Genomic DNA, 9505 nt, shown 5'->3' on the forward strand with positions numbered 1-9505 from the left:
ACCGATCTCTCCGATCTCGGTGATCTCGTTCCACTCATCGTCGATCAGCTTGACCTCGACTCCCCAGACCGGCACTCCGATCGAGCCGGCGCGGGGCTCCCGGTCGGGGTCACTGAACGTTGCCGCCGGCGAGGTCTCGGAGAGTCCGTAGCCCTCCAGGATGGTGATCCCGAGCTTGTCCTTGACCTGGTTGATGATCTCCACTGGGAGGCTGGCTCCGCCGGCGACGCCGATCCGCAGGTTGCGGGCGATCCGGTCCACGTCAATGCCGGCGTCCAGTGCGGCGAGCAGACCCCACCACATCGTCGGCACGCCGGCGAAGACTGTGACGTCCTCCTTCTGCATCAGCCCGATCACCTGCTCGGCGTCGAAGCGTGGCACCAGCAGCAGGGTCGCAGCCATCGAGAAGCCCGCGTGCATCTGCACGGTTGCGCCGAAGGTGTGGAACAGCGGCAACGTCAGCACATGGGTGTCCGTGGCGGGCTGGTTCTTCAGGAGCCGGTTGATGGTGAGCACGTTCATCATCGTGTTGGCGTGGGAGAGTTCGGCGCCCTTGGCCTGGCCGGTCGTGCCGGAGGTGTAGAGGATGATCGCCGTGTCGGTCGGCTCAGTTACCACCGAGTCGAAGACCGGCGACTTGCCCGCAAGGGCTTGGCCGAGTGTCTCGGTTCCCTCGATGGGGGACGGCGCCGCCGGGTCCGCGGTGATCAGGAAGAAGTGCTCGGCTTCGGAGTCCTGGAAGCCGGCGTACCCTTCGGCGCCGATGGCCAGATCCGGGGTGTCCTGGAACGCGAAGTAGGCCTTCACGTCGGCGTCCTTGAGGTGGTAGGCCACCTCGCGGCCCTTCAGCAGAACGTTCAGCGGAACCACCACACCGCCGGCCTTGAGGATCCCGTAGTACACGATCGGGAAGTACGGCAAGTTCGGGCAACTCAGCGCCACCTTGTCACCGGGCTGGATGCCCCGGCTGACGAGCAGGTTCGCAACCTGATTCGCTGCGCTGTTCACCTGGGCATAGGTGAGCCGGGTGTCCCCCAGCACAACCGCGTCACGGTCGGGGTACTTGCGGGCAGAGTCCTCGAGCAGGACCGAGAGATTCAACATGACACTCCTATGGGAAAACGTGAGCCTGATGTGGCCGATCAACGTGCAAGTAGGTCCGAGTGCGAGATCACGATGCGATGACTTGGGGTGTGTCCGCCTCTACCTGCCGGACCCGGCGCGCGGCGGGGCGGCGCTTTCGCCTGGATCTCCTGCCGACGCCGTCAGACACCCTCCCGACAAGCTCCACGACGACGGGGATCAAGACAGGGGTCAGCATGAACACGAACATGGGAATCAGTGCGCTGGCGGCGTCCACGAGAGCGCCGCTCAGACCGTGGCGAAGTTGCGTGCCATGTCAGCGGCCGCGAACTCGCTGACGACTCGGTCGGAGGTCGTTGATGCTTCCAGGCGCTCGATGATCGACTCGAGATTCCGCGCTGGAATCGCGCATGTGAGTTCCTCATCCGGGAGGCCGGTGCGCGTGCGGCTGACTGCGCAGCCCGGGCTCACGGCAACCTGTCCAGCGGCGGCGAGAGGGACGATCACGCACTGGGGTTTGCGGGCGAGGGTGAGTTCGGGGACCGCGCCCAGCAGGGTCATCAACCCTGTGGCCGAGAGCTGGGCCAGGACCACGTCCGGGTCTTCCGCTTCGGCCAGTGGCTGGTAGGTGATGGAGCCTGGCTGGAACGGGAGCGCGGCGGCATTCATCAGGTCCTCCTCCGCGACCCAGCCACTGCCCACGAGGGCGGCAGTGTCGGCGCCGGAGGCCGCCAGGTCGAGGGGGATCAGCCCGTGGGTGTAGCTGCCAACGCTGCAGTTCGCGTGGTCTGCAGCGACGGTGTCGAGACGCTGCTGCTGCGCGGGTGTCCAGAAGCAGCAGCCGGCTGGTTGCGCGGCGATCGGGGAGGCCGCTTCGGCGGCAGGGGCATCGAAGCTCACCGCGACTGGTGGGCGCGTGAGGCCGAGAAGCGTGGTCAGTCGCTGGGCCAGGATGGCGTTGGTGCTCATCGGTATGCCTTTCGTCGGGTTGGGGTGGCAAGCGGTTCGGTCAGCCGTAGGTCAGGCTGATGCGATGGCTGTCGATGGTGAGGTCGATCGCGACGGCTCCAGGGGCGGTACGGCGCCAGGTGTCGCAACTGCGACCATCCACTTCCAGCGATACGGAAGGGCCGGGCGGCAGGTTGTCGACGGTGAAGGTCGTCTGGCTTCCCCGTTGCGACGGGGTCGCGGCGAAGGTGTCGATCTGCAGGACCCGGCGCTGGGCATCGTGATGCGTGCGTCGTACGCCGATCAGCGGGTAGTCGAGGTCACGCACGGTTGGCTCGTCGTAAATCGTGGTGTTCGGGGAGGTGAACACGCGTGACCACGCACCGGGCTCGGCGCATTCGATCATCATCATGGTGGCGTTGATCTGACCCCGCGGCCATGGAGACGACTCCCCCAGCCAGAAGGCGAAGCGGCTGTCTCCTTCGCCGAAGTACCGCGGCTCGAACTGGTTTTCTGAGACCTCCCGCAGACGTTCCCAGGTGGTGGTGTCGCCGATCTCACGCGCCATCCACAGCGCCGTCGACAGCAGCTGTGGATCGTCGGCCAGCTGGATGACCGGGACCTTGGGGTTGCTCCAGCCGAGCTGCCGCATCGCCGACTCGTACAGGTCGAGGCCGAGCTGAGGGTTCTGCGGGTAGAGGTAGTGCAGGAGAACCAATGCGCTGTAGCCGTTGACCGGCCCCGGAAAGGTCATCGTCGCGTCTTCGATCGGGTCGTAGTAGAAGGCCACCCAGTCGATGCGGCCTTTGCGGTCGCGGCCCATGTAGTGCTTCTCGGCGTACCCCACCCAGTCGAGGAAGGGCTCATTGAGTGATGTGTCGAGCAACGAGTCGTAGAGCTTGAGGCCCAGCCCGGCCGCGCTCATGCAGAACGGCCAGATCTTGGTGTTCTCACAGTGCGCGCCCTGGGGTCGAGCCACCAGTTGCGCGGAGATGAACTTCGCGATGCGCTCGTGGGTCCAGGTGAACTGCCGGTTCTGGTAGCCGGTCACGTCGAAGGGTCTTGTCTCCGGCCTTTGCCCGGACACGTAGTGGCGCATGCTCAGTAGGAGGTTCAGCCAGCCTCGGTAGAAAAGGTTGCCGTCACATCCGACCGGGTCCGGTTGTAGCCCCCAGGGCTCGATGCCGTTCCCGGTCCAGCCGGGGAGGGCGTACCGGCCGCGAAGGTGCTCGGGCACGACCGTCAGCCACTCGGGGGGGTACCTGTCGACGTTCGGGTCGGGTCCGATCAGGGTGTTCCAGTCGATGCCACCCCAGAACGTCACGTAGCGCTTCGCGAGCTCGTCGAGGATGCGGGTGTAGCCCTCCCGCCACGCGGGAGTCGCCTCCACCATCATGGGGAGGACGTAGGCCATCTCGGCGATGTCGAATCGCGGGAACGCGCACATCGGGGGCTCGCTGTAGCGGTCCCACCACTGGTGTGGCTCGCCCTGGTCGGACCAGTCATCGTCTGTGGTGGCCTTGTCCCACATGAACCTGAGCCAACCGAGGGAGCGGTCGTTCAAGCCGGTTGAGGGCGTCGAGGTCTCGAGCGAGTAGTGGCTCATCTCATGGCTCCAGAACCGGCTCGCCGGTGGTCGACCTGACCTGCAACAGGGTCGAGCGTGCGCGCCAGGCGTCCGTCCAGGCAGGATCGAGGCGTACGACCGCCGGCTCGACGATGATGGTCTCTGCTCCGCAGGCCGCCGGATCGTGAGCAAGGTAGGGGTCGGGGAGCCGGTAGCGAGGGCCGCTGGAGCGGCCGAGCTTCACGAACTTGCGAGTGAGTCCGTAGAACCACAGCAGGACGAACGCACTCCCCTGCAGCTGCGCCGTGCCGTCGTGGAGCCCAGCGACGACCTTGTCGACTGTCCGTGACGAGACCAGCGCGCGAAGTGCCTGCGCACTCGAGTCGAAGTGCACCGTGCAGTCCGCGGCTGCCGCCGGTCCACGTTGAGTGGTCGTCGCGCGGCGCTGCGGTCCGTCGAAAGCCCAGTGCCGTGCGACCTTCTCCCCCGCGGACAGCTCGAAGACCAGCGTGCGGGTGATCTGCGACCGCACCGACGGCATGAACCGGGATCCCTGGGCGATGCAGTGGCCGAGGAACCACAACACCAACCGGAGCGCCCCGTCGGACATTTCGGCTACCTGGCCTTAGGGGCCGGCGCGGAAGCAGCGCGCAGAGTCGGAACGGCTTGCAGGTGACTGACCAGGAACTCAGTCTGGTCTGCTGCGAGTTGCTCGAATGCCTCTCCGATGTAGAAGGCGAAGTGTCCGGCGTCGTACAGCCGAACATCTCCTCGTGGCGCCTGACGCGCGTAGCGCTCGGTCCGTGCGGGTGGTGCAACCGAGTCGGTCTCGCTGATGCAGATGAGGATGGGGATCTCGATGCGTTTGGCCGATCGGCCGGGGCGGTAGCGGATCAGGCTGGCGACGCTGCGGGCCGCAGCGTGGTTGACCCACTCGAAGTCGGCGGGGAGCAGCGCGTGCATACCGGGCAGTGCATCCGGGGCGGTCATCAGGCCCAGTTGGCCGGTAGGCGCCGCGACTGGGATCGTGACCGGGTCTTTGCCGCGGGCCGCTGCCACGAGGTCGCGGAGGACGAAGCGCGAAATGACCAGAGTCTCGCGGATGCCAAGCGATGCCGCCGACGCCAAGCCGTCGGTGAAGGGACACTGGGCGACGGCGGCCAGGAGCTCCGGGTGCCGGGCGGCGACACGGATGGCGTGGCCTCCGCCGAGGGAGCTCCCCCACACGGCCATCCTGTTTCGGTCCACCTCCGGAAGGTCGGCGGCGTACTCCAGGGCGGCGTCCCAGTCGGCGAGCTGGCGTGCCATCGACAGCACCTGGCGTGGTTCGCCGCCGCTGTCGCCCAGGTGGCGATAGGTGAACACCAGGACGGCGAGCCCGGCCGCCACAAACCTCTCGGCGTACGGTGCCAGACCCATCTCTCGCGTCGCGCCGAGTCCATGACCCATCACCACCGCCGGCAGCGTCGCATCGCCAGGATTGTCAGGTAGGTACAGCCAGGCCGTGCAGTAGGAGTCGCCGGACGGGAACTCCACGGTGCGTCGGCTGAAGCCCCTTCTTGGCTTGCGTGCCATCACTTCACTTCCTCACGTTGGCTTTCGACTGCAGCGTTGCCGTGCTCGAGAGCGGCGGCGTATCCGCCGGGCTGGTAGAGCGGCAGCTCACCCTGTTTGGCGGTGTCACGGAGGTAGCTCAGCATGATCTCCTGTGCCGCCCGTTGCGGCAGCGATGCGAGGAACTCGGTCCGCTCCAGGTGCAGACCCTTGGCCATCGGCAGCGAAGCACCCACGTTCACGGCACGCTTGATGGCGGCGATCGCCTGAGGTGTCCGCGCCGCGAGATGTGTCGCCCTTTCGACCGACCGGGCAATCAGGTCAGTGGACGGGACGATCTCGTCGATCACGCCGAGAGCGAGCGCTTCCTCGGCGGGGAACGGTTTGCCCTCCAGGATCGCCACCAGTGCCCGGTGCGAACCGATCAACCGAGGCAGTCGTTGGGTGCCCCCGGCGCCTGGCGCAAAGCCGAGCAGGACCTCGGGATGCCCGATGACGTAGTCACCCTCGGCCATCAGACGAAGGTCGCAGGCCCAGGAGATTTCGGCGCCCACGCCCAGCGCCGAGCCGTTGAGAGCAGCGACGAAGATTGTCGAGCTGGTGGTCATCAGCGACAGAGACTTGTGCATGGCGTCGAGTTGGAGCGCCCCGGTCATCGGGGTTTTGCGCGCCATCCATCGGGAACCCCGGTTTCGGTTGAGCTGACGCGCGATCCTTGCCACTGAGCTGGTGATCTTGCGGCTCACCGGAGGAATCACCGAACCGTCCTCTTGCAGCCAGGCCAGGTCCGCATGGCTGATGAATCGGTCCGGGTGCGAGCCAGTGAAAACCACAGCGCGGATCTCTGGGTCACGGTCTGCGCGCTCGACCAGTGCCACGAGCTCTGGGGCGTCGTCGCGGCCGAACAGCCCGAGCTCACTGCGGGTGAAGCGCGCGAGCAGCACACCACCGCCCAGATCCTCGACCTGGATGCCTGGCCTGTCGCCGTGCTCGGAAGGTGTCATCATCATCATCCTTGTGAAACCTTGTTCTAAACTTCGTTATACGAGAGGCTAGTGGTCGTCGTCACAGATGACAACCCCCGAGCCCGAACAACCCTCGAAAGGCCCATCACTTGCCGACCGCCAGCCGAGAGCTAGCCAGCCGCGCGACCCGAGCACAGGTCGCCGAGCAACTCGTCGATGCCGCCATCGAACTGCTTGCCACCGAAGGGCCGTCGGAGATCAAGGCTCGATCGGTCGCCGAGTCGGCCGGGGTCTCCACGAGCGCGGTCTATTACCACCTCGGCGGGCTGCCTGAGTTGTTCCAGGCGGTCGTGGATCGGGGGTTCGTGGAACTGGCTCGGGCCTTCGACTCCACCTCCGCCAGTGACGATCCTGTGGCGGACCTCTTCCAGATGGCGCTGGCCACGCGCCGGCTCGCGCGAGCCAACCCGCATCTCTACGACCTGATGTTCGGTCTCTCCACACGGGGGAGCTATCGCCCCTCGGAACCTCGACGCGACGACAGGCGCACGCAGGCCTTCAGGGCGGCGTACGCGCGCCTGGTGCAGGCGTCTACACGCCTGGTTCACGGCGGCCGAGTTCGCGCCGAGGAAGACCCAGAACTGATCGCCGACCAGTTGTGGAGCTGTGTCCACGGCTTCGTCACCCTGGAACTGGCGGGCCACTTCGCGCACTTGAGCGACCCCGTTCACGAGCGGCTGCAGCCACTAACGGTCTGCGTCTTCGTGGGACACGGCGACAGCGCCGAGCGCGCCAAGGCCTCCCACGATTCCGTCCGTGATCTCTAACGCTCTGGGCGTTCAGGCAGTGCGGTGCAGTTGCGGGTACAGGGCCTCGACGGGCTCACTCACGGCCATCTCGTCGGGCGGTGGCATTGGTGCTGCGTCGACGCGAGCGGGTGCGGATGCGCCGCTGCCAGGCGATCAACAGCGGTGGTGCGGCAATCTCGAGCACGACCGCTCCCACGGTGACCGGGTGGGGCCGTCCCCGCTGCTGCCAGGACCTCAGACGGGCGAATCCGCCCACGAAGAGGCTGGCCAGCGCGTAGGTCACGCCGGGTGATCGCTCGACCCGTCCGAGCTGGGACCAGATGACAGGTCCTACGGCGAACTTGAACACGTTGGCGTAGCGGAGCGCGCTGTCCACCGTCGGGGTCACGTCCGGCGATCCGCCTGGCACTCCTTGAGGGCCGAGAACTAACTCGCGTCCGGCGCTGGCGGCCGGGACGGCTGCTAGCACCGCGAGGGTCCACTGCAGGCGTCGTCGGCTACGCCTCTCGGCGGCAGGGGACGACTCGACGGTGCTCATTTGGACGTGGTGGCGGCTGCGAGCACCGCGTCGTTGACGGCGGTCGGGGTGACCGACGTTAGCGCGAGCTGCACGCGGCTGAGGTTGTCGGTGCGGTAGCGACGCCTCGGGCGACGTGAGGTGAGTGCACGGTCGACAGCCGAGACGACCTTCTGGGGATCGCCGGCGAGCTTTTGCATGCGGCCCAGGAGCTTGCGGGTGCCGACCAGGTGCGAGGCGTACAGCTCACCATGTGCGGGGCTCAGCTGTTTGGTCATGCGGTCGTAGTCGTCGAGCGCGTCTCCCCACATGTCGGTGCGCGTGGGCCCGGGCTCGATCAGTGAGACCCGGATCCCCCAGGGGCGCAGCTCCATCCGCAGCGCATCGGCCAGTGACTCGAGGGCGTACTTCGATGCGCTGTAGGCGCCGGTGCCCGGCAGGGTGATCAATCCGCTGACCGAGGACATGAACACGACCCGGCCGCGGGCCTCCCGGATCTGCGGAAGCACAGCCTGGGTCACCGCGATCTGGGACGTGACGTTGACGTCCAACTGCCGGTTCAGGTCATCGATCGAGGTGGCCTCGACGGGGCCCTGCACGATGATGCCGGCATTGTTGATCACGCCGTCGAGAGCGGGCGGGAGATGCTCGTGCAGAGCCGCGACGGCGGACCGGTCCGTGATGTCCAGCTGGATGGGATGCACGTTCGGCAACTGGTCGAGGTCGAGGAGATCAGCGGCTGATCGAGCGGTGGCGTAGACGTCCCAGCCGAGATCGCTCATGTGTCGGGTGATCGCCAGGCCGATCCCTCGGCTGGCACCGGTCACTAGTACAGCTGGCATGTGATTGCTCCAAGCTCGGGTGATGGGTTGGTCATGGAAGGTCAGTCGGCCAGGAAGGCAAGGACCTCAGGGACGAACTCCTCGTGGTGCTGGAAGACGCCGCCGTGACCCGAGTTGGGATAGACGACCAGCTTGGCGTCGGGGAGTCGACGGGCCATGTCGGCGGAGTGCTCGCTGGCGACCATCAGGTCGTGGTCACCGTTGGCGACCAGGACGGGCACCTTGATGACCGACAGGTCGTCGGGGGCGTGCAGGCCACCTGCGGTGATGGCCCGCAGCTGAGCAACGCCCGCCTGCCGGGAGATCGGTCGGCTGCGGTCCTGGGTGCGCTCGGCAAGGCGCGGGAAGTACTCCTTCGCCGCCTTCTTTCCCTCGGTGTTGCGGGGGAAGAACAGGAAGTTTCGTGGGTCCTTGCGGGTCGCGAACGCCTTGGCGTAGGCACCGCCCACGATGAACGGCATCTTCCAGATGCCGCCGCCGCCCCGGGGGCCGGTGCCGGCGAGCACCATCCGTCGGACCAGGTCGGGCGCCTGGAGTGCGACCATCTGAGCGACGGCCCCACCCAGCGAGAACCCGAAGAGGTCGACCTCGTCGTACCCCAGCGCCCGGATGAACGCGATCGCGTCGGCGCCCATCTGCTCGATGTCGTTGGGGACCTTGGAGCCGGTCGAGCCGACGCCGCGGTTGTCGAACGCGATCACGTGATGCTGGGCAGCGATGCCGTCGATGATCCGCGGGTCCCAGTCGTCCAGGACTGCCGTGAAGTGGTGCAGGAAGACCACCGGTACGCCGGAGGTGTCGCCAAGCTGCCGGTAGGCGAACGGGGTCCCGTCGATCGTGACGGTCTTGGTGGGAGTGTCTCGCCAGGTCGTCATGTCAGTTTCCTTCGTCGGTGGTGCGGGATGCGTGGGCAGAGGCGGTCGGGGTCGAGCGTGCGTCGAGGCGGGCGAGGACGTCGAGGATGCGGCGGTCGACGGCGAACTTGGCATCCAGGCTGGGGCCGAGGATGCCTCGCAGCGTCGAAACGGGGCGCCACACCTCGGGGTGGATGACGCGCACGGATCTCTGCTCGAGCCCGTCGACGACGGCGTTCGCAGCGGAGGCCGGGCTGACGCGTTTGAGCATGGGTTTCGGCAGGGTCGAGAGCAGCTCGAGTACGACGTCGTCGTTGTCGACACCGTGCTTGATCATGTCGGTGTCGACGAGCGAGAAGTAGGCGG

At 66.7% G+C, this 9505-nt stretch carries 10 protein-coding genes and 1 pseudogene; 1 reads left to right on the forward strand and 10 read right to left on the reverse strand.

What is annotated here, in order from left to right:
* The 6 genes from ACOADB_RS05610 to ACOADB_RS05635 form a co-directional block, all read right to left on the reverse strand.
* Positions 1–1104 (reverse strand): AMP-binding protein (locus tag ACOADB_RS05610; protein WP_378596955.1); only part of this gene is annotated, 1104 nt, incomplete at its 3' end.
* Positions 1105–1371: 267 nt separating this feature from the next.
* Positions 1372–2052 carry a DUF169 domain-containing protein gene (locus ACOADB_RS05615; RefSeq protein ID WP_378596958.1) on the reverse strand — a complete coding sequence of 227 codons (681 nt, stop codon included), beginning with the start codon at positions 2050–2052 and terminating at the stop codon, positions 1372–1374.
* 40 nt (positions 2053–2092) lie between these two features.
* Positions 2093–3637 carry a hypothetical protein gene (locus tag ACOADB_RS05620; protein WP_378596959.1) on the reverse strand — a complete coding sequence of 515 codons (1545 nt, stop codon included), beginning with the start codon at positions 3635–3637 and terminating at the stop codon, positions 2093–2095.
* Position 3638: 1 nt separating this feature from the next.
* Complete coding sequence (locus ACOADB_RS05625) at positions 3639–4208, reverse strand: hypothetical protein (protein ID WP_378596960.1); 570 nt, start codon at positions 4206–4208, stop codon at positions 3639–3641.
* A 5-nt stretch (positions 4209–4213) separates the two neighbouring features.
* Positions 4214–5173, reverse strand: a complete 960-nt coding sequence (locus ACOADB_RS05630; RefSeq protein ID WP_378597055.1) for an alpha/beta hydrolase — start codon at positions 5171–5173, stop codon at positions 4214–4216.
* Complete coding sequence (locus tag ACOADB_RS05635) at positions 5173–6156, reverse strand: enoyl-CoA hydratase/isomerase family protein (RefSeq protein WP_378596961.1); 984 nt, start codon at positions 6154–6156, stop codon at positions 5173–5175. Before ACOADB_RS05635 ends, ACOADB_RS05630 begins: the two co-directional genes overlap by 1 nt.
* Before the next feature lie 110 nt (positions 6157–6266).
* On the opposite strand from ACOADB_RS05635, the gene ACOADB_RS05640 reads away from it, so the two are divergent.
* On the forward strand, positions 6267–6944 hold the full coding sequence (locus tag ACOADB_RS05640) for a TetR/AcrR family transcriptional regulator (protein WP_378596962.1): 678 nt from the start codon (positions 6267–6269) through the stop codon (positions 6942–6944).
* Between the two features lie 55 nt (positions 6945–6999).
* Here ACOADB_RS05640 and ACOADB_RS05645 read toward each other — a convergent pair whose 3' ends face one another.
* The 4 genes and pseudogenes from ACOADB_RS05645 to ACOADB_RS05660 all read right to left on the reverse strand — a co-directional run.
* On the reverse strand, positions 7000–7464 hold the full coding sequence (locus tag ACOADB_RS05645; protein ID WP_378596963.1) for a DUF4345 domain-containing protein: 465 nt from the start codon (positions 7462–7464) through the stop codon (positions 7000–7002).
* A complete protein-coding gene (locus tag ACOADB_RS05650) occupies positions 7461–8285 on the reverse strand; it encodes an SDR family oxidoreductase (RefSeq protein ID WP_378596964.1) in 825 nt (274 codons plus the stop codon). Before ACOADB_RS05650 ends, ACOADB_RS05645 begins: the two co-directional genes overlap by 4 nt.
* Positions 8286–8326: 41 nt before the next feature.
* Positions 8327–9160, reverse strand: coding sequence for an alpha/beta fold hydrolase (locus ACOADB_RS05655; RefSeq protein WP_378596965.1), 834 nt, complete (start codon positions 9158–9160; stop codon positions 8327–8329).
* A gap of 1 nt (position 9161) precedes the next feature.
* Positions 9162–9505: pseudogene (locus tag ACOADB_RS05660) on the reverse strand (hypothetical protein); the annotation flags it as partial.

It is taken from the genome of Nocardioides sp. CPCC 206348 (assembly GCF_048654705.1).
GTDB lineage: Bacteria > Actinomycetota > Actinomycetes > Propionibacteriales > Nocardioidaceae > Nocardioides.

What these genes read in the sequence shown, in the direction of transcription:
- ACOADB_RS05645 (WP_378596963.1), bottom strand. Translation starts at nt 7,464, where the DNA reads ATGAGCACCGTCGAGTCGTCCCCTGCCGCCGAGAGGCGTAGCCGACGA.
- ACOADB_RS05630 (WP_378597055.1), bottom strand. Translation starts at nt 5,173, where the DNA reads ATGGCACGCAAGCCAAGAAGGGGCTTCAGCCGACGCACCGTGGAGTTC.
- ACOADB_RS05635 (WP_378596961.1), bottom strand. Translation starts at nt 6,156, where the DNA reads ATGACACCTTCCGAGCACGGCGACAGGCCAGGCATCCAGGTCGAGGAT.
- ACOADB_RS05655 (WP_378596965.1), bottom strand. Translation starts at nt 9,160, where the DNA reads ATGACGACCTGGCGAGACACTCCCACCAAGACCGTCACGATCGACGGG.
- ACOADB_RS05615 (WP_378596958.1), bottom strand. Translation starts at nt 2,052, where the DNA reads ATGAGCACCAACGCCATCCTGGCCCAGCGACTGACCACGCTTCTCGGC.
- ACOADB_RS05620 (WP_378596959.1), bottom strand. Translation starts at nt 3,637, where the DNA reads ATGAGCCACTACTCGCTCGAGACCTCGACGCCCTCAACCGGCTTGAAC.
- ACOADB_RS05625 (WP_378596960.1), bottom strand. Translation starts at nt 4,208, where the DNA reads ATGTCCGACGGGGCGCTCCGGTTGGTGTTGTGGTTCCTCGGCCACTGC.
- ACOADB_RS05650 (WP_378596964.1), bottom strand. Translation starts at nt 8,285, where the DNA reads ATGCCAGCTGTACTAGTGACCGGTGCCAGCCGAGGGATCGGCCTGGCG.